Raw genomic sequence first — 19,086 nt, forward strand, 5'->3', positions numbered from 1 at the left:
ATTGTTCAGGTCGTTGAGGAAGCTTTCAGAATCTTGGAACAGTTCAGAACCAGTGGTATTTAGTTGCGAAAGAGCGATACTCGCCATAATTTTCTCCTAAAGGAATTGTCTACAGTTGAGCAGATTTGGTAGCGATTAAGCTGTGTATTGCTTAATCGCTAATTCCAAAAGTTCTACAGAGCAATGTAGCTCAGTAGTCAATTACAAGAAAGTATCAGTGTCGCTATATGACTTGAGGATGTGTGCAGTCAAGCTAGCTCCAAAGGCTAACAATCCGAACTCTTGTCCCTTAATGCCGTAACCTAAAAGTGGCTCTATGCCCTCAGAAACATCGGAAACTTCACTATCACCACCATAAATAGTGATGGAATCTAAATTGTTCAGGTCGTTGAGGAAGCTTTCAGAATCTTGGAACAGTTCAGAACCAGTGGTATTTAGTTGCGAAAGAGCGATACTCGCCATAATTTTCTCCTAAAATAATTGTCACAGTTGAGCAGATTTAGCGGCGATTAAGCTGTGTATTGCTTAACCGCTGATTCCATTTTTATTCGTAATTTTTAGAAAAATCAAGCTTGTAAACCTGATTCGTAAGACATAAATAAATGGGTTACGTCTTTCTTTATGGCTCTATTTTTATTCAAAAAATGTTTTATAAAGGGTAGCATTAAGTTTATTTATATACTCTCTTAACAATCAAGTATTTTTGGTTTTTCATAATTATGTATTGATGTCATCTATGAAAATTATCACTGTCCAGATTCCCGAATTATTGAGAATTCGAGAACCTAACTTTTAACGAATGATTTACGACTGCTATATTTAGCAACCTATTCGAGTTGAAGCTAATAGAGCCAGGTGTAGGGGCACGGGCAGTGCCCATTGGTGTCAACTTAAGCTAGACCTCGTTTCCAGCAAGAGGCTGGAAATGCTACTCAAAAGCGGCTCTGCCGCCAGCAAGAGAGGCGGCAGCCCCAACGACGGGCATTCCCAGTCTCCGACTGGGAACGAGGTAAGAGATAATCTTTAAAACCTTGTTTTAGACTGGCTTTCACGTTAAGTTGACACCAATGGGGCAGTGCCGTGCCCCTACGGGTGTACCTCACGTAAACGAGAACCGCTATATTTGGAGTTATCTGTTCAATCATTTGGAAAAATATCTGAATAAAAATCGTGCGCTCTTAATTAATCTAAGAGCGCACGATCCTAATGACTATCAAATTGTTATGATTGTGCACCACTAAGCTGAAGTCGTAAATCTACTATCTGTTGATCTAGCCTAGTTAACCAAGCAGCAACAGTCTCTTCCATATTTTCTGTTGAAAGTATATTAGAAGTATCTACTTCCTCTGTTCTTGATCTTCTTCTTCTTCTTCCACCCTCTATAGTTCTCATTTCCCAAGCGGTTACTTCAGTAAGCAGACTTTCGCCACTACTAGAATGCAGGTCGGATATTATTATCATGACTATTGATGTACCTCACAAAATCTAGTGATATTACTTGATTTAGCCTTAGATAAGATTAAGCTACAAATCCAGACTCCATCACTTTTATTTTGCAATCTAATTTTAAAGATTTAAATTTTTAGGCTTAATTTTCAAGACATAACTAAAGGAGTTTCGTCTGTAAAAGAAATGATTTTATAATATTCTGATATTGCTTGTCTTTCTAAATGAGTAGAGACACGATTGATCGCGTCTCTACTCATTTAGATTGCAATTTGTGATTAATTCTTCGCCTGTGGCTGCGAACCAGGAATGGTTACATCTATTGGTGTCACCTGTGCTGCTAGCTGCGTTAATGGTGGTTGAATGGCGGTTTGATTACCCACCACTAGAGTCACAAGCTTTTCTGGCTTGAGGTATTCTCGTGCTACCCGTTGCACATCAGCGGCGGTGGTGGCGGCGACGGCTTTTTGATAGCGAAAGAGGAAATCAGCAGGATAGCCGTAATATTCGTATCGCATCAACCGTGATAAGGTTTGGCTGGGGTCTTGAAAGTTGAATACAAAAGAGTTGAGTGTAGACTCTTTTGCAAAAGCGAGTTCTTTTGCAGTCACTCTTTGAGTTTGGATGCGCTTGATTTCATCTTGTAAGGCTTTGACAAACTGCACGGTAGCATCCGATCGCGTTTGCCCACCAGCAATAAACATGCCAGGATAGTCGAAACGGGGACTCCAGTGGCCATAGACAGAGTAAGCTAAACCTTGACGCGATCGCAATTCATTAAATAAGCGTCCACCAAATCCATTCAACACCCCATTCAATACATCTAGCGCTGCATAATCGGGATTGTCGAACCGTCCGCCTAAATGTCCTAGAAGCACACTACTTTGCGTCAGTTGTGGCTGATTGACAAAAAAGACTCCACCTGTATTAGCTGGCGAAACATTTGGTAATTTGGGTTTAGCAATACCTGGGTTGCGCTTCCAGTCACCAAACTTAGCTTGAATAAGCGATCGCATTTTCTTAGAGTCAAAATCCCCCACAATCCCCAAAATCATATTATTGGGGTGGAAATATTGCTGATAAAACTTGAGCAAATCCTCACGCTCAACCTGATCCACCGTTGCATACTCTATGGTGCGAGCATAGGGGCTATCTTTCCCATAGATCAATTTCTTAAATTCTCGACTTGCAATCCCATCTGGATCATCATTGCGACGGGCAATGCCACCCTTAGCCTGTGTCTTAGCCAAGTCTAGCTTTTCTTGAGCAAATACTGGCGATCGCAACACCTCAGCAAACAGCCCAAACACCGTTTCTAAATCTTCACTGAGTGCGTCAAAGCTAGCACTACCAGAAGCTTCAGCAATACTAACTTCCACAGATGCCGCGCGTTGTTCCAACATCTCGTTGAGTTCATCAGCCGAATGCTTCTTAGTTCCCCCAGTTCGCATCACCGCCCCTGTAAAACCAGCCAAGCCGACTTTTTCCAGTGGTTCCAAGCGATTTCCTGTCCGCACAAACGCTGTCCCATTCACCAACGGTAACTCGTGATCCTCCATTAAATAGACAACCAAGCCGTTTTGGAGAACAAACCGCTCATACTTGGGTAACTTGATCTCAGGTAGCGATGGCAACTGCAACTCAGTATGATGCTTTGCCTCAGCCGTCGCCGCCAGAGAAAAGTTACAAGTTAAAAGTAAACACGTAAAAACAGCAACCAAAGCATAAATCAGCCTCTGACTCTTTTGAATTCCGAATTGTTTACCCTTCACCTTAGACCTCTGCATATCTCTTTACCTTTGCGGTTCCTTTCTCTTAAGCTTCTTTCGACAACAACTTACCAATCGTGCGATTTTTCGGCGTAAATGTCTCCTTTGCCACGCGCACAATATCAGCCGTCGTCACCGCCGAAATATCATCCAACTGCTTAAACAAATTCCGCCAAGAGCCAGTTTTCACTTCATATTCCAACAATTGTTGAGCCATCCCCATATTTGAATCGAGGGTACGTAACAAACCCGCCCGTGCTTGGGTTTTCACCCGTTTTAAATCAGCCGCCGCTACAGGCTCAGTTTTTAATTTGTCAATTTCTTGGCGCAAAGCCACCGCCAATTCATCAACTGTATGACCAGGAGCCGTGAGAGCATAGAAAAATATGAGGTTTGGGTACTTATCTCCAGGAAATCCACTGTAACCTTGAGCATTTAACGCCAAACGTTGCTTTTCTACCAAAGATTTATACAACCGCGACGTGCGCCCATCACTTAATAAACTGCCAATGATTTCATAAACTGCATTATCTGGATGGGTAATTGCCGGACGATGATAACCTTCTAAATACCAGGGCTGAGAAGGTAGCTGTAAAGTAACTTCCCGTGTTTGTTGTTGTGGCGGTTCCACCGGGATTTGTTCAACAGCTTTGGTTTTTGCTTGAAAGCGGCCAAAATAAGTTTGCGCCAGTTTTTTCACCTCAGCCGGGTTAACATCTCCGACAATGGCAATGGTCAAATTACTTGGTACGTAGTGAGTATCAAAAAACTTTTGGACATCTTCTGGGGTCAGATTACGGATATCTTGGTCATAACCAATCACCGGCCGCCTATATGGATGTGCTTTGTAAGCAGTATCGATAAATTTTTCCACCATCTGTCCAATAGGTGAATTATCTACCCGCATCCGTCGCTCTTCTAAAATTACATCTTTCTCTTTATAAAACTCACGACGAATTACAGGATCGAGAAACCGTTCCGACTCCAGCGACATCCAAAGTTCCAGCTTATTGGCAGGAAAGCTGTACAAATAACGGGTAGCTTCAGTTGAAGTATTGGCATTTAAACCCACGCCTCCCGCTTGTTCGACAATTTGCCCCAATTCGTTTTGCTTGACAAGCTTGGCTGCTTGCAATTCCACTTGCTTAAACTCAGCTTCTAACCGAGCAACCTCATCTTTTTTGCCATCGGCTTTTGCTGTTTTAATTTGGCCATCCAACCGTTCTAAGGTTTCTAATAGAGGTTTTTCTTTTTTGTAGTCTTCTGTACCAATACGCGTCGTCCCTTTAAACGCCAAATGTTCCAGAAAGTGAGCTACACCAGTTTTGCCATCTGGCTCATCCACTCCACCGACATTTGCATAGGTAAGAAAAGAAACTACAGGCGCTTGATGTCGTTCCAAGACAATGAACTTTAGACCATTGTCGAGGCGAAATTCCGTTAACTCCTTGATGACTCGATCCAGATAAGGTTGGATCGAACTTTGAAGTGGTGGAGTTTGAGTTTTTGTAGGTTGCAGAACTCTTTGGGGAAAAGGTACCGTCTGAGTTTGAGCCAGAGCAATTTCTGGCAGCAATCCCCACCAGAAAATGATCAAAGCCAACAAAGCGACAAACAACCGCCGCAATATGACAGATACTTTATCTGACCAATGCAAAATCCCCAATCTAAAATCCAAAATTGACCGACTCATCTGGTTCATAAGCGCAAATTAAGATAAAGTTACACTACCTAAAAAACAGGATACTTAGCAAAAGGGCGTTAATGTTGTATTAAGCATGTTAGGCTTTTTGTTCTTGACGTTAGACAATAATGCTACAAATCCTGTTCCGCAAATCTCACCATAACTGTTATGCGAGTTTTTAATTCTTCCCCACCCTCAGAGGCTCAGACACGCACCCGGATTTTACAGGCAGCACAACGCTTGTTTGCCTCTCAAGGATTTGACGGCACTACCACCCGCGACTTGGCACAAGCAGCAGGTGTAGCTGAAGGCACTCTCTTTCGTCATTTTCCCAATAAAAAGGCAATTTTGGTGGAAGTAGCCACGAGTGGATGGGTAGAGATTCTCACAGATTTGCTGACAGAATTAAGTGAGATGGGCAGCTATAAAGCCGTAGCTCAGGTGATGCGTCGCCGGATGTGGAACTTCCAAAAAAATGCCGATTTAATGCGCGTTTGTTTTATGGAGGTGCAGTTTCATCCTGACTTGCGCGATCGCATCCAGTTAGAAGTCATTACCAAAATGACTGATGTGGGCGAAGCATTCTTTCAAACAGCTATGGATAAAGGCATTTATCGCAAAATGGATGCCAAGCTAGTTGCCAAAGTTTTCTTGGGAATGTTTGCGATCGCAGGTTTTTCTAACAACACCCTCATAGAACCTGACGCTTCTCCCCAACAAATGCAGGAAATGGCAGAAGGACTCGCTGATATCTTCCTTAATGGTGTTTTAGCCAAAGAGTAAAGAATTATGAGTTAGGAGTTATGAATGATGAATTATGAGTTTTAACTCCTAACTAATGATTGCTTGCGCTTGCTGACTCCACTGTTGTACTAGCTCAATAGCTGGACACAAATCTCGTCGCTGCATTGTTGCTACTTGCAAACGCATAATTTGTTGGTGCAATCTGTGAGTGGGAGTTTGAGCCAACTGCGCCACAGAGCCAATACCCGCATGGAGCAATAAACCACAATATTGTATGCCTACACTGGGAATACGCGCCAAGTCAGCTAAAGCCATCCATTTATTTACATACTGAAGATGGATTTGTAGTTTATTTGCTAACGCTAGTCTTGCCTCTAGAGTTTTCCCTTGTTTAATTAGCGCTACTGTGCTAGGAATTCCACAATTTTGCAGTTGAGATTGTTCCTCGTGGCTCAGTCCAGGCAATTGCTCAATTGGCCAGTCACGAGATTGGATACGACTCCGATTATTTGTATTTTTAGCAGACATTTTTGAAATTAAATATAGGCTTCTTTAAATATTGTGACAGTTGCCATCCAACCTCTTGCAATGAGATTGTATCGACTGACCGAAGAGGCGGAGGGGCAGTTCTTGCTGGGAGCAGGGGGAGCAATAGAAAGTCCCGTTTGCGCAGCGTCTCCAAGAGTTGCCGTGAAGCAGAGCGGAACATAGGTATCAAGCCCCGCCCAAAAGCGAGGGTTCTCGATTGGTCGGAGTACAAGATCCGTTACTACCTCCCCCTTGCTCCCTGCTCCCCGCTCCCCTGCCTCTTCTGACCCCGATTCCGAAAAGCGCAGCCCAACTCTATCAAACAAACTTTGTAGCATTCTTATTTCAAACGATTAAAATCCCGGCTAGACAAATCAAGTCTGCATCTGCGTACTAAGGTAAAATCAAGGGTTTTGAAGCTTGCCCATGCAGGCTTTGTTCTTGTAGCCGTGATTTTAATCGTTTGATGCAAGATATAAATTTATGCGGTAAATAATTCTCCTCGCATAACAGTTACCGCTTGTCCGCTGAGAAAGACGCGATCGCCTCCGTCATAATACACCTTCACCACCCCACCGCGTCTGGATGCCTGATAAGCCAATAACTCATTTTTGTGCAAGCGATCGCGCCAGAAGGGAGCAAGACAGCAATGAGTCGCCCCAGTTACAGGGTCTTCATCAATTCCTAAACCCGGTGCAAATAAGCGAGAAACGAAATCATATTGAGAATCAGGTTTAGTGAGGCTGGTGACAATGATCTCAGAAATAGGCAACGTTTTTAGTATTTGGAAATTTGGCTGAATTTGCCGTACCAAATCTTCAGATGCCAATTCCACTAAATAGCCAAAGGAATTCAAGAAAACAGATTTGTACGGTACACCCAAAGCAGCCTTAAGTTCTCGCGGGGCGACTGTTTCTTGTGAATGATTCACAGGAAAATCTAACTCAATCCACTCACCTTGCAAGTTAGCAATTAGCACTCCGCTTTTGGTGTAAAAACGCGCAACTTCATTCCGTGGCAAATGCCCCTCTGACCAAAGCACATGGGCACTAGCTAAAGTTGCATGACCACAAAGCGGTACTTCTACTGTGGGCGTAAACCAACGCAGATTGAAGCCATCATCCTGTCTAACTAGAAAAGCCGTCTCAGATAAATTCATCTCCTGCGCCACATTCTGCATCCAGCGTTCGTCTTGGGGAGTAGGCAAAACACAAACAGCAGCAGGATTACCTGTAAAAGGTGTATTGGTAAAAGCATCAACCTGGGTAATGGTTTGTCCCATTAGAGTCACCTTGAAAGTTAGATAGCAATATATTTATCAGCAGTGCGTTAAAGATTTATGCCGACCGTTGCAATTCTTCTAAGACTGCGGATCATTCCTAGGGGCGTACAGCCAGCCGTGTTACATCCAAACGCGCCATATACATATAAATTAGGAATAGAATCTCCAAAAACTGGGATCTAATGTCAAAGCAAAACGTAAACATGACGATAAAAATCTTTAGAAGCATCTTTGCTGCTGTCAACTTGGCGCTAATTTCTGGAGGATTAGTTAGTTGTGCTGTTGAAGTACCACAGCCACTTGCTCCAACTGAGCAACAAAAACCAGTCGTACAACCTAACCAGAACGACGAAGATGACGACGACAAAGATAGCGATCGCAAGAATAATGATCGCCAGGATAATAAAGACGATGACGATGATGATAACGACTAAATAAAGGCAAAGCTATAAGGGAACTCCAAAAAATAAATTATTCTGCTTGAGGTCGTTGACTGTTGACTGTGAACTGTCAACGGTCAACAGTTAACAGTAGCAATGAAATATTTTTTTAGTTGGAAGTCCCTAAACTTTATCCTTCTCTTTGAGTTTCCATTTATGCTGATTCAACAAACTTCTACTTCCCTCATCGATACTTTACGCCACCGTCGGCAACAACTAGCCAATCTCATTGATCTTCCAGTAATTTTGTGGTCAGGTAGCAACACTCCACGCAACTTTGCAGCAAATCCCTTTCCGTTTCGCGCTAGCAGTCATTTCCTCTATTTTGCCGGACTGCCATTATCAAAGGCGGCAATTCGTCTAGAAGCCGGCAAGCTAGAACTATTTATCGATGATCCATCACCTAGCAGCGCCCTTTGGCATGGAGAAATGCCAACCCGTGAGGAAATAGCTCAGAAGATTGGAGCGGATGTGGCCCGACCGATGGCAGAATTAGAGTCTTGGATAGAAGATGCCGCCACACTTGCTGTACAAGATGCAGCTACTTGGACGCAGCAGACGCAGCTATTAAGTAGATGGGTTTTACCACAAAGTCCTCCCCAAGGAATTGACTTAGAGTTAGCTAAAGCGATCGTTTCTCTCCGCCTCACTCATGATGAAGCTGCATTAACCCAGTTGCGAAAAGCTGCGGCTGTCACTGTTGAGGCGCACAAAGCTGGTATGGCAGCAACACCTAAAGCCAAGTTGGAAGCAGAAGTTCGTGCAGCGATGGAAGGGGTAATTATTGCCCACAATATGACAACTTCTTACAACAGTATTGTCACCGTCCACGGTGAAGTTTTGCACAACGAACAGTATCACCATCCCCTACAACCAGGCGACTTATTACTTGCCGATGTTGGTGCTGAAACTGAGATGGGTTGGGCAGGTGATGTGACTCGCACGTGGCCAGTTTCCGGTAAGTTTTCATCCACCCAAAGAGAGATATATAATGTCGTATTGGCAGCCCATGATGCTTGCATTGCTAAAATACACCCTGGTGCAGAGTATGGGGATATTCATTTGCTAGCTGCCACGGTTATAGCTGAAGGTTTAGTAGAGTTGGGCATTTTACAAGGAAATCCCCAAGATTTAGTAGAAATGGATGCCCATGCGCTGTTTTTCCCTCATGGTATCGGTCATCTACTGGGTTTAGATGTCCATGATATGGAAGATTTGGGTGATTTAGCAGGGTATGAAGAGGGACGTGAAAGGAGCGATCGCTTTGGCTTAGGCTACCTCCGTTTAAATCGTCCCCTGCGTCCAGGAATGTTAGTCACAATTGAACCTGGTTTTTATCAAGTACCAGCAATTTTAAATGATGTAAATGTGCGCTCAAAATATCAGAATGTAGTGAATTGGCAGCGTTTATCTGAATTTGCTGATGTGCGCGGAATCCGCATCGAAGATGATGTTTTAGTTACCGCAAAAGGTAGCGAAGTTTTAACAGCCGCATTACCGAATAGTGCCAGTGCTATAGAAGATTTAGTGGGTTGTTAAAAAATATCCACTACTTTAAGCCTTGCCGATTGGTATCGTGAAGACATAGTATTTCACCTCGTAATATCTAAAATAATTCCAAATTCATGATAAAAAACCCCATAGGATTATTACTCAACGGAGTTATTGTCAGCTTCGGACTCTTGCCATTATTAGCTCAAGCACAGCAGCCGGTTTCTGATATTCAAGTTGCGGCGATGGTAGAGGCATTGCGACAAGCTGCACCGCAGACAAAAAATCCCAACGATGGATATTACAGCGAATGGCAAGTTAAACCAGAAACCCTCAAAGGCTGGACAAAAACTTGTCTAAAACGAGAACTGACACCGACACAGTTTGAAAACAGCCCTGCGATCGCTCGTCAAGTTGTTTCTTGTATTACCCGCCGTGAGTTAACCAATCAGTTGAGCGCCACCAACAATAATGAAATTGCATCTGTGCGCGGCGCAGCTTGTTGGTGGATGACTGGTAGCTATACAGGTTGTGACAAAGGCTTCACTGCTGAGTATGTGCAAAAAGTTGTCCGCTTTTATCAACAACAGCGTTCAAAACCAACAGCAACTCAATCATAAAAGGGCAATTACAGCAGTTTTTAAATGATATGACCCAATAATATTGGCAATCTAGTTTCATTCTGTGATCTAAAAAATCAACAAGGGAATACTAAAAGGAGGTATTTCATTTTCTCTATACTTTATGACGATAAACGGTTATGAGTCGAACCTATTAGACCTGCAAGATTGCCACAAACAGCTACAGCTAACGGTCCAGTACCAAAAAATCTTGGGGAGAATTCTGGCTAAGATTCGCTCATCTGTAAACCTAGAATCTCTATGCTCGACTTCTTGTCAAGATATTTGTCGGCAATTGAAGATTGAGCGAGTTGCAATTTATCGCTTCAACCCAGACTGGAGCGGTAGTTTCATCAATCATTTTGGCTTTGCAGAACCTCCTTGGGATAGACTGACCGCCTTTGGGCAGGGCTTAGTATGGGAAGATTCACATTTGCAAGAAACTCAGGGAGGGCGATATCGCAAAAATGAGCCATTTGCCGTGGCTGACATTTACGATGCAGGACATTCTCGGTGTCATCTTGAGGTATTAGAACAGTTTCAAATTCGGGCTTATGCGATCGCACCTATTTTCATTGGTGCAAAACTATGGGGGATGCTTGCAGCATATCAACACTCCGCTCCTAGACAATGGCATCGTAACGAAGTCGAATTCTTAGTGCAAGCTGCCAGCCATCTCGGTGTGGCAATGCAGCAGGCAGAAAACCTAGAACAAACCAAACAACGCACAGCAGAACTGCAAGATGCGATCGCGCGGCAACGCGCCTTGACGGAAGTGGTAGGGAATATTCGCTCGTCTGTGAACACCGAAATTATTCTGAATACCGCCTGTCAGGAACTTTGCAAACTCCTGAAGCTAGAGCGGGCGGCGGTTTATCGCTTCAATGAAGACTGGAGCGGTGAATTTGTGAGCCAATTCGGTCTGGTAGAGGCACAGTGGGAGCGAATCAATCCATTTGGTAGAAATCTCGTTTGGGAAGATACCCACCTCCAAGAGACAAAAGGCGGTCGCTACCGCAATAACGAAAGTTTTACCGTAAATGATATTTATCAAGTCGGTCACTCGCGTTGTCACATTGACATTCTAGAGCAATTTAAGATTCGGGCGTATATCTTAGCGCCCATCTTCATCGGGCCAAAACTGTGGGGACTGATATCGGCGTATCAACACTCTGGGCCGCGGCAATGGGCAAATTACGAAGTTGAGTTCCTCGGACAGGTAGGGGCACAATTAGGGGTTGCAATTCAGCAAGCCGAGAATTTAACTCAGTCAAAACAACAGGCGATCGCCCTACAAGATGCGATCGCTCGGCAACGGGGATTAACTGAAGTTGTCGGCAAAATTCGCTCATCTCTGGATATTGATTTAATCCTGAAAACTACTTGCCAGGAAGTGTGTAAATTGCTGCGAGTTGAGCGAGTCGGCGTTTATCGTTTTAATCCAGACTGGAGTGGTGAATTCGTCAGTCATTTCGGCATGCTTGAGGCCCAGTGGGACAGCATCAATCCCTTTGGCAAAAATCTCGTTTGGGAAGATACCCACCTCCAAGAAACCAAAGGCGGACGCTACCGCAACAACGAAAATTTTGCTGTAAATGACATCTACCAAGCCGGACACTCACGTTGTCACCTAGATATTTTGGAGCAGTTTAAGATTCGCGCCTATGTGTTGACCCCAATTTTTGTAGGACGGAATCTGTGGGGATTGTTGGCTGCCTATCAACATTCTGCGCCGCGCCAGTGGGATAGTGTGGAAGTGGAATTTTTGGGGCAGGTTGCCAGCCAACTCGGAGTAGCGCTGCAAAGTTCGCAAATGGTGACTCAAATTCAAACTCGCGCTGATGAACTACACAAATCAGCGGAACAGCGCCGGATTTTATTTGATTTGGTCGTCAAAATTCGGGAATCGTTGGATTTGGAGACGATCCTTAAAACCACAGTACAGGAAGTGCGGCGATCGCTAAGTACAGATCGAGTCGGCATCTTCCGCTTTGATCCTAATGTCGGTTTTTGCAGCGGTGAATTTATTGCTGAAGATGTGTTACCCAAATTTGATTCTGCCCTCGCTGTAAAGGTGCAAGACTATTGCTTCGGTGACCAATACGCACCGCAATATCGCCAAGGGCAAGTGCAAGTAATATCTGATGTCAACAGCGTTGGCTCCAAAGTACCTCATCTTGATGTGATTGAGCGATTCCAAGTCAAAGCACAGATTATTGTGCCGTTGATGGAAGGCGATGAACTATGGGGTTTGTTGTGCATTCACCAATGCACCCATACACGTAATTGGGAAGAGGCTGAATTGGAATTTGTCACCCAAGTGGCAGCTCAACTCAGCGTAGCGCTGCATCAAGCCAACTTGTTTCAGCAATCCAGTTTGCTGGGTCAAACTCGTGAAGAAGCGAATCAACTCGCCCAGACACTAAATGAGTTGCGTAAAGCCCAGATGCAAATTATCCACGCTGAAAAAATGGCTAGTTTGGGTCAACTAGTGGCGGGAGTTGCCCATGAAATTAATAATCCCATTAATTTCATCCACGGCAACTTGGAACATGCCCACCAATACACGCAAGAATTGCTTCGCTATGTGGAACTTTTTTGGCATCATTATCCCAATGCCGTACCAGAGATCCAAGAGTTTTTCAATAAAGCTGAAATAGAGTATTTATTTGAGGACTTACCTAAATTATTCCAGTCCATGCAGGTCGGCACTGAGCGCATTTGCGAAATTGTCACCTCTTTGCGGAACTTCTCGCGCCTAGACGAAGCTGACTTCAAGCCAGCAAATATTCACGAAGGCATCGACAGTACATTGATGATTTTGCAAAACCGTTTGAAGCCCTCAGCCGATAGCTTCACCATTGATGTGAGCAAAGATTATAATACATTACCTCTAATAGAATGCTATCCCGGTCAGTTGAATCAGGTATTTATGAATTTGCTGTCCAATGCCATTGATGCCCTAGAAGAACGAACCACGCAACAATCTTCCGAAGCAATCGCAAAAAACCCCAGCAAAATCCGAATTTCTACCTCCCTGCTCAATAAAGATTGGATTGTCATTCGCATAGCCGACAACGGACTTGGCATGGATGAAAAAGTCCTTTCTCGACTGTTCGATCCATTTTTTACTACCAAGGTTGTCGGTAAAGGTACAGGACTGGGATTGTCTATCAGCTATCAGATAGTTACAGAAAAACACAACGGCAAGATATACTGCCAATCTGAACTTGGCAAAGGTACAGAGTTTGTGGTTGAGTTGCCAATTCGTCAGGTAACAGCTAGAAAATCAGTATCTAAAGTTAATGTGTTAGACCAAGTATAAACAAAGAGGCAAAGTGATGATTTTTGCGAACTCACCTGAAAAATTATCACTCAGCCCTCAGTACTGTTTTGATCACGGTAGTATTACATAATTGTTTTAACTTTTCAGTCACCCAGATAACTTTCCTAATCATCTGTAGTGCTGGCATTTTTCCCTTTGAAAAAATCAAAATTTACAACCAAAGGACAGTTTGCCAATTCAATAAAGGTAGGTATTTGGTTGCTACAGTCGCGGTGAAAAATACTAAGCTGGTAAATAGCACGTTTAAATTTTAGCGGAAATTCGGAATCGCATTCATCGGCGGTTCAAAATTTCCCATTGGCGAACTACCTGTAATTACATTATGTTTGATGCTTTATCTGACCGTTTAGAAGCCGCCTGGAAAAAACTGCGGGGACAGGACAAAATTTCTCAATCCAACATTCAAGATGCTTTGCGCGAAGTGCGCCGCGCCTTGTTGGAGGCAGATGTCAATCTCCAGGTAGTCAAAGATTTTATTAGCGAAGTCGAAGCCAAGGCACAGGGAGCCGAGGTGATTACCGGCGTGCGACCTGACCAACAGTTCATCAAAATTGTTCACGATGAACTGGTGCAGGTGATGGGAGAAGAAAATGTTCCCATAGCAGAAGCCCAGGAACAGCCTACTATTGTGTTGATGGCTGGGTTGCAAGGTACTGGTAAAACCACAGCTACCGCTAAGTTAGCCTTACATCTGAGAAAATTAGATCGTAGCTGTTTGTTGGTGGCGACAGACGTATATCGCCCAGCAGCGATCGACCAGTTACTGACGTTGGGTAAGCAAATTGACGTACCAGTATTTGAACTAGGAAGCGATGCAGATCCCGTAGAAATTGCAAGGCAAGGTGTAGAACGCGCTAGGGCAGAAGGTGTAAACACAGTAATTATTGATACTGCCGGTCGTCTGCAAATTGACGAAGATATGATGGCGGAGTTAGCCCGCATCAAAGCAACTGTCCAACCCCATGAAACTCTGTTGGTGGTGGATGCGATGACCGGTCAAGAGGCAGCTAATCTTACCCGCACATTCCATGAGCAGATAGGAATTACTGGGGCCATTCTCACCAAGTTGGATGGTGATAGCCGTGGCGGTGCAGCGCTGTCAGTGCGAAAGATTTCGGGAGCGCCGATTAAATTTGTGGGCGTGGGTGAGAAAGTCGAGGCACTGCAACCGTTTTATCCCGATCGCATGGCATCGCGGATTCTGGGAATGGGCGATGTGCTGACCCTGGTAGAAAAAGCCCAAGAAGAGTTTGATTTAGCCGATGCTGAGAAAATGCAGGAGAAAATCCTGTCAGCGAAGTTTGACTTTACTGACTTTCTCAAGCAGTTGCGGATGCTGAAGAATATGGGATCTCTGGGAGGCTTCATCAAAATGATCCCAGGGATGAACAAGCTCTCAGACGATCAGCTTAAGCAGGGAGAAACCCAGCTAAAACGCTGTGAGGCGATGATTAACTCCATGACTCGCCAAGAACGTCACGACCCCGATTTATTAGCCAGTTCTCCCAGTCGGCGGCGGCGGATTGCTGCTGGCTCCGGCTATAGAGAGTCAGATGTGACTAAACTGGTGGGTGATTTCCAAAAAATGCGATCGCTCATGCAGCAAATGGGTCAAGGTGGCTTCCCTGGAATGCCGGGAATGTTTGGCGGTGGCGGTATGGGCAACGCCTTCGCAGGCGCAGGCAATCGTCCCCCAGCCCCCGGATGGCGGGGTTACGATGGTGGTGCCCCAGCCACGAAAAAGAAAAAACCTAAAGATAAAAAGAAAAAAGGCTTTGGCAATCTTTAGTTCTTGGGCATGGGGCATTGCTAATGACTAATGACTAATGACTAATAGCACCAAATGCTAGACGAGTGCTAAAATTAGCATTTCGGCATACTTACCAATTAGGAGAATGATTCTTCAACCATGATCAAACTGCGCTTGAAGCGATTCGGTAAAAAGCGGGAAGCAAGTTACCGCATTGTCGCCATTAACAACCTCGCTCGCCGCGATGGCCGTCCCCTAGAAGAGTTGGGATTTTATAACCCCAGAACCGATGAAGTGCGATTAGACGTTCCCGGTATCGTCAAGCGACTACAACAAGGCGCTCAACCCACTGACACCGTCCGTCGCATTCTAGTAAAAGCTAATGTTTTTGAACAGGTCAGTGCAACAGCCGCATCATAATTTCGGAACAAAATTCCCAACAGCTAGTCCCAACTATGTTGGGCTGGTTCGGTTTTTGGTGCAGCCGTTTTTGGAATCTCCAGAGACTTTAAGCGTCGATTGTGAAATTTCTCAGGCCCTTAACCGGGTTTGGGTTCGTATCGCTTTTGAAAGCACAGATAAAGGGAAAGTTTTTGGTCGAGGGGGACGCAATATTCAGGCGATTCGTACAGTAATTGCCGCAGCCGCAGCCGCAGCTGGACAATCAATATACCTGGATATCTACGGCAGCACCACTCCGGGCCGCGAAGGTATGTCTTTTGATGAAGAGACAGAAGAACGATCGCCACCGCCGACTAGGAGAGAACCGCGTGGAAATGATGGGCCTAAACCCATTGTTAAACCCCGTCTCCGCTAGGTTAAAAGTAGAGAGCAAGTCTGAGCGGTTGTAGTTACCTCCGCTCAGAATTTTTGTAAAGATGGAAAGTAGCAAAAGGATTTTTGGATCTTTTTTTGGACTCTTCACCGATAGGGGCGTACCGCTGTACGCCCCTACAACCGATTCTTTTATTGCAAATATTTTTTCAAAATGTAAGTAATAAAAGCGTAATTTCGCCCTTGGCGAGAAAACATTAACCTTTGTCAAAAACAGATCCTCACCAATTAAGAAATACTATGGCAGGTGCCTTAACAATTCAGCTGCCCAATATTCCCAGTGCGATCGCTCTTGCGGGAGATGGAGAAGAAAATCTTAAAATCCTATCTCGCCAAACAGGAGCCACCTTAGTGCTACGTGGGCAGGAATTACTAATTTCTGGTACTGAAGGGCAAATTGATCTGGCTTCTAGATTAGTGCGATCGCTTGAAGACCTCTGGATTAAAGGCAATACTATTTCCAGTGCCGATATTTTAACAGCTCGTCAAGCCATAGATAGCGATCGGCAAGGAGAACTGCAAGATTTACAACGAGATGTCCTTGCTAAAAGTCGCCGGGGCGAAGAAGTCCGTGCCAAAACCTTCCGCCAGCGTCAATATATCGACGCACTCCGTAGGCGTGACCTCACTTTTGGCATTGGGCCAGCTGGTACCGGCAAGACTTATCTCGCTGTTGTTGTCGCCGTGCAAGCACTCCTTGCCAACCAGTTTGAAAAGCTAATTTTAACTCGCCCTGCGGTCGAAGCCGGTGAAAAACTCGGTTTTTTGCCAGGAGACTTACAGCAGAAAGTTAATCCCTATCTTCGCCCACTTTATGATGCTATTTATGAATTCATCGATCCAGAAAAAGTACCCAGTTTAATGGAACGCGGTGTGATTGAAGTCGCACCACTCGCCTATATGCGGGGACGTACCCTCAATAACGCCTTTGTAATTGTGGATGAAGCTCAAAATACTACACCCGCTCAGATGAAAATGGTTTTGACTCGTTTGGGCTTCCGTTCTCGGATGGTGATTACAGGCGACATGACACAAACAGATTTGCCGCTTTACCAACAATCAGGTTTAGGAGTGGCTTTACAAATTTTAAAACACGTTGAAGGCATTGCCTTTTGTGAATTTTCCCAAAAAGATGTTGTACGCCATCCTCTAGTTCAGCGCATTGTCGCTGCTTATGAACAATACGAAAAATAGGGATTAGTCATTAGTCAAAAAACTAACAAGGATAACAATTTATGAGTACTACTTTGAAAGAATTTTTAACAGCTTGCGAGACTTTGGGAACCTTGCGTTTAATTGTGACTAGCAGCGCTGCTGTATTAGAAGCACGAGGCAAAGTAGAAAAGTTATTTTATGCAGAATTGCCCAAAGGTAAGTATGCGAATATGCACACCGAAGGCTTTGAGTTTCACTTGAATATGGACAAAATTACTCAGGTGAAATTTGAAACTGGTGAAGCGAAGAGGGGTAACTTTACAACCTATGCTATTCGGTTTTTAGATGATAAACAGGAGCCTGCTTTAAGCCTATTTTTGCAATGGGGTAAACCGGGAGAATATGAACCAGGGCAGGTGGAAGCTTGGCAGTTTCTACGAGAAAAATATGGGGATCTTTGGCAACCTTTACCAGCAGAAATTTAATACAGCTAAACTGATAAGGGTGGAGGAAATCGGATATCTGCACTGAACTGCTCCATATTAACGCTGTGATGAATCGGTAAAACATATTCTAAATTTTCGTGGGGGCGAGGAATAATATGAGAAGAAAGCACCTCGCCACCGTTAACTAGGAGCACCGCCTTTAGTCCTGCTGTCACCGCCACATTCACCTCACCTATAACCCCCCGAATTAACACGGTAATTCGTCCCAAATCAGTATTTTCATAACCAACAAGAGTGACACGGGCAGCTTTACACATCGCATCTCCCACTTCTACTGCTGTGGGAACGCCATAAACTTCAATCATGCCTAGTGCCAATGTCATGCTGTCACCATAATTTAGGATTGTAGGGTTAAGTAACTTTAACTACATTGATTTCTTGTGATGTTAAATTAATGAATAAACGATATTCTGTAAGTGAATAGCTAGCAGGATAATACGCAATAAATTAAGTGTATCATTATCCCATAGATTAAGTAAAATGGTGCGACTAAAGTGAACTATACAAATAAAAATAAAACTCTATGATTAGCTGTTAGTAAGCGATTACTACAAACTTTTAATTTTTTACACAAACTTACTTAATTTTTTATCGATAAATAATAAACGTTAAATATAAAACTACTAATGCTTACAATGAAGGGAATTTGGAGTTTTTGCTTGCTGCTTTTATTCTTCCTGTGGGATGGTGAAGCTCTTGCAGGAGAGTTGTCTGAACGGTTAGCAAATTTTCCCCAATGGGAAAAATTAACTTCAGTGCAACCCGCTTCGGGTGATTTAGTTTACCCGGAATGGATGGCTGGTTCTTGGCAAGTTACAAGTACGTTGGTAGATTTGGCTGCGCCTTTGGCACCAGATATAGTAACTCCAGGTTTTGAAGGTAATCGCCGACAATTAAATCAGCCTGTGAGTTTTGTAGTAAGATTTGTGAAAGAGCAACCACATGTTTCTGGGTTAAATATATTACCTAAGATAGATAGCAAATCCTCATTTTTAGTAGCAGATAGAGCGTTTAATAGCTTGAATTTGGCAAGGGCTTATTTAGGGGATGAAGCAGTATTATTAGTCAAAGTAGATCCAGATTCACCTAATCGTCAGATTACATTTTTGCGTAGCAGTCGCCAACTAGTTTCCATTGTGACTGCACGGGGTACAGAAACTACCCCTGATGACATATTCATCACTACAGAACTGTTTCAACAAATATTCAAAGGCGGTTCACGCCCCTATTTAAACTCTGTAGAATCTACCACTGCTTATCATAAACTTCCAACAGCCAATCCGGCAATTGAGGCAGATCAAGTTACTGCTGTCTATCTTTCACCACAAGATCCAGATTACTTTAAAGCTGGTTCTCGACCAGTTGCTCTCTATCGCTATCGCCTAGAATTTGTCCCCACACAAATACCTACTACTCCAAAGGAGTGATTTAAATCTATAGCTCTTGACTACTTTGTAATACGCATGTAGTATATAAATTCCAAGTTTACGA

The 19,086-nt window shown here is 43.9% G+C and carries 17 protein-coding genes; 11 read left to right on the forward strand and 6 right to left on the reverse strand.

From position 1 onward, the window contains the following. Window positions 1-201 precede the first annotated feature (201 nt). The 3 genes from ACEYW6_RS10715 to ACEYW6_RS10725 form a co-directional block, all read right to left on the reverse strand. A complete protein-coding gene (locus ACEYW6_RS10715; protein WP_412979700.1) occupies window positions 202-462 on the reverse strand; it encodes a hypothetical protein in 261 nt (86 codons plus the stop codon). Window positions 463-1,724: 1,262 nt separating this feature from the next. After that, window positions 1,725-3,233, reverse strand: a complete 1,509-nt coding sequence (locus tag ACEYW6_RS10720) for a M16 family metallopeptidase (protein ID WP_412979701.1) — start codon at window positions 3,231-3,233, stop codon at window positions 1,725-1,727. Between the two features lie 28 nt (window positions 3,234-3,261). After that, complete coding sequence (locus ACEYW6_RS10725; RefSeq protein ID WP_412979702.1) at window positions 3,262-4,917, reverse strand: M16 family metallopeptidase; 1,656 nt, start codon at window positions 4,915-4,917, stop codon at window positions 3,262-3,264. Between the two features lie 150 nt (window positions 4,918-5,067). Between ACEYW6_RS10725 and ACEYW6_RS10730 the strand changes: the two genes are divergently transcribed. After that, window positions 5,068-5,682, forward strand: coding sequence for a TetR/AcrR family transcriptional regulator (locus ACEYW6_RS10730; protein ID WP_190889630.1), 615 nt, complete (start codon window positions 5,068-5,070; stop codon window positions 5,680-5,682). 48 nt (window positions 5,683-5,730) lie between these two features. On the opposite strand, the gene ACEYW6_RS10735 is transcribed toward ACEYW6_RS10730, so the two are convergent. Together ACEYW6_RS10735 and ACEYW6_RS10740 are read right to left on the reverse strand one after the other, a co-directional pair. Further along, window positions 5,731-6,171 (reverse strand): DUF4332 domain-containing protein, encoded by a 441-nt coding sequence (locus ACEYW6_RS10735; RefSeq protein WP_190889628.1) that lies wholly within the window; start codon window positions 6,169-6,171, stop codon window positions 5,731-5,733. Between the two features lie 481 nt (window positions 6,172-6,652). Beyond that, window positions 6,653-7,453 (reverse strand): PhzF family phenazine biosynthesis protein, encoded by an 801-nt coding sequence (locus ACEYW6_RS10740; protein WP_412979703.1) that lies wholly within the window; start codon window positions 7,451-7,453, stop codon window positions 6,653-6,655. Window positions 7,454-7,656: 203 nt separating this feature from the next. Between ACEYW6_RS10740 and ACEYW6_RS10745 the strand changes: the two genes are divergently transcribed. The 9 genes from ACEYW6_RS10745 (at window position 7,657) to ACEYW6_RS10785 (ending at window position 17,574) form a co-directional block, all read left to right on the forward strand. Next, window positions 7,657-7,887, forward strand: a complete 231-nt coding sequence (locus ACEYW6_RS10745) for a hypothetical protein (protein WP_412979704.1) — start codon at window positions 7,657-7,659, stop codon at window positions 7,885-7,887. A gap of 162 nt (window positions 7,888-8,049) precedes the next feature. Next, window positions 8,050-9,432, forward strand: a complete 1,383-nt coding sequence (locus tag ACEYW6_RS10750; RefSeq protein WP_412979705.1) for an aminopeptidase P family protein — start codon at window positions 8,050-8,052, stop codon at window positions 9,430-9,432. An 86-nt stretch (window positions 9,433-9,518) separates the two neighbouring features. Beyond that, window positions 9,519-10,004, forward strand: a complete 486-nt coding sequence (locus ACEYW6_RS10755) for a hypothetical protein (protein WP_412979706.1) — start codon at window positions 9,519-9,521, stop codon at window positions 10,002-10,004. A gap of 124 nt (window positions 10,005-10,128) precedes the next feature. Then, a complete protein-coding gene (locus tag ACEYW6_RS10760) occupies window positions 10,129-13,329 on the forward strand; it encodes a GAF domain-containing protein (protein ID WP_412979707.1) in 3,201 nt (1,066 codons plus the stop codon). 343 nt (window positions 13,330-13,672) lie between these two features. After that, on the forward strand, window positions 13,673-15,139 hold the full coding sequence (ffh, locus tag ACEYW6_RS10765) for a signal recognition particle protein (protein ID WP_412979708.1): 1,467 nt from the start codon (window positions 13,673-13,675) through the stop codon (window positions 15,137-15,139). 120 nt (window positions 15,140-15,259) lie between these two features. Beyond that, window positions 15,260-15,520 (forward strand): 30S ribosomal protein S16, encoded by a 261-nt coding sequence (gene rpsP, locus ACEYW6_RS10770; RefSeq protein WP_012409382.1) that lies wholly within the window; start codon window positions 15,260-15,262, stop codon window positions 15,518-15,520. Next, window positions 15,483-15,917 carry a KH domain-containing protein gene (locus tag ACEYW6_RS10775; RefSeq protein ID WP_190889616.1) on the forward strand — a complete coding sequence of 145 codons (435 nt, stop codon included), beginning with the start codon at window positions 15,483-15,485 and terminating at the stop codon, window positions 15,915-15,917. The genes rpsP and ACEYW6_RS10775 overlap by 38 nt, the downstream gene beginning before the upstream one ends. A 257-nt stretch (window positions 15,918-16,174) precedes the next feature. Then, window positions 16,175-17,128, forward strand: coding sequence for a PhoH family protein (locus ACEYW6_RS10780; protein WP_190889615.1), 954 nt, complete (start codon window positions 16,175-16,177; stop codon window positions 17,126-17,128). 41 nt (window positions 17,129-17,169) lie between these two features. Then, the gene (locus ACEYW6_RS10785) at window positions 17,170-17,574 is read left to right on the forward strand and encodes a ChuX/HutX family heme-like substrate-binding protein (RefSeq protein ID WP_412979709.1); all 405 of its coding nucleotides are present in this window, start codon (window positions 17,170-17,172) and stop codon (window positions 17,572-17,574) included. A 5-nt stretch (window positions 17,575-17,579) separates the two neighbouring features. On the opposite strand, the gene ACEYW6_RS10790 is transcribed toward ACEYW6_RS10785, so the two are convergent. Then, window positions 17,580-17,918 carry a carbon dioxide-concentrating mechanism protein CcmK gene (locus ACEYW6_RS10790; RefSeq protein ID WP_412979710.1) on the reverse strand — a complete coding sequence of 113 codons (339 nt, stop codon included), beginning with the start codon at window positions 17,916-17,918 and terminating at the stop codon, window positions 17,580-17,582. A gap of 303 nt (window positions 17,919-18,221) precedes the next feature. On the opposite strand from ACEYW6_RS10790, the gene ACEYW6_RS10795 reads away from it, so the two are divergent. Next, window positions 18,222-19,022 carry a DUF6816 family protein gene (locus tag ACEYW6_RS10795; RefSeq protein ID WP_412979711.1) on the forward strand — a complete coding sequence of 267 codons (801 nt, stop codon included), beginning with the start codon at window positions 18,222-18,224 and terminating at the stop codon, window positions 19,020-19,022. The last annotated feature ends 64 nt before the right edge of the window (window positions 19,023-19,086 follow it).

The sequence above is a fragment of the Nostoc sp. UIC 10607 genome (assembly GCF_047228265.1).
Lineage (GTDB): Bacteria > Cyanobacteriota > Cyanobacteriia > Cyanobacteriales > Nostocaceae > Nostoc > Nostoc foliaceum_A.

Coding starts and splice junctions, on each gene's coding strand:
- ACEYW6_RS10785 (WP_412979709.1), top strand. CDS start 17,170: ATGAGTACTACTTTGAAAGAATTTTTAACAGCTTGCGAGACTTTGGGA.
- ACEYW6_RS10735 (WP_190889628.1), bottom strand. CDS start 6,171: ATGTCTGCTAAAAATACAAATAATCGGAGTCGTATCCAATCTCGTGAC.
- ACEYW6_RS10720 (WP_412979701.1), bottom strand. CDS start 3,233: ATGCAGAGGTCTAAGGTGAAGGGTAAACAATTCGGAATTCAAAAGAGT.
- ACEYW6_RS10740 (WP_412979703.1), bottom strand. CDS start 7,453: ATGGGACAAACCATTACCCAGGTTGATGCTTTTACCAATACACCTTTT.
- ACEYW6_RS10715 (WP_412979700.1), bottom strand. CDS start 462: ATGGCGAGTATCGCTCTTTCGCAACTAAATACCACTGGTTCTGAACTG.
- ACEYW6_RS10725 (WP_412979702.1), bottom strand. CDS start 4,917: ATGAACCAGATGAGTCGGTCAATTTTGGATTTTAGATTGGGGATTTTG.
- rpsP (WP_012409382.1), top strand. CDS start 15,260: ATGATCAAACTGCGCTTGAAGCGATTCGGTAAAAAGCGGGAAGCAAGT.
- ACEYW6_RS10775 (WP_190889616.1), top strand. CDS start 15,483: ATGTTTTTGAACAGGTCAGTGCAACAGCCGCATCATAATTTCGGAACA.
- ACEYW6_RS10750 (WP_412979705.1), top strand. CDS start 8,050: ATGCTGATTCAACAAACTTCTACTTCCCTCATCGATACTTTACGCCAC.
- ACEYW6_RS10790 (WP_412979710.1), bottom strand. CDS start 17,918: ATGACATTGGCACTAGGCATGATTGAAGTTTATGGCGTTCCCACAGCA.
- ACEYW6_RS10795 (WP_412979711.1), top strand. CDS start 18,222: ATGCTTACAATGAAGGGAATTTGGAGTTTTTGCTTGCTGCTTTTATTC.
- ACEYW6_RS10745 (WP_412979704.1), top strand. CDS start 7,657: ATGACGATAAAAATCTTTAGAAGCATCTTTGCTGCTGTCAACTTGGCG.
- ACEYW6_RS10755 (WP_412979706.1), top strand. CDS start 9,519: ATGATAAAAAACCCCATAGGATTATTACTCAACGGAGTTATTGTCAGC.
- ACEYW6_RS10730 (WP_190889630.1), top strand. CDS start 5,068: ATGCGAGTTTTTAATTCTTCCCCACCCTCAGAGGCTCAGACACGCACC.
- ACEYW6_RS10780 (WP_190889615.1), top strand. CDS start 16,175: ATGGCAGGTGCCTTAACAATTCAGCTGCCCAATATTCCCAGTGCGATC.
- ffh (WP_412979708.1), top strand. CDS start 13,673: ATGTTTGATGCTTTATCTGACCGTTTAGAAGCCGCCTGGAAAAAACTG.
- ACEYW6_RS10760 (WP_412979707.1), top strand. CDS start 10,129: ATGACGATAAACGGTTATGAGTCGAACCTATTAGACCTGCAAGATTGC.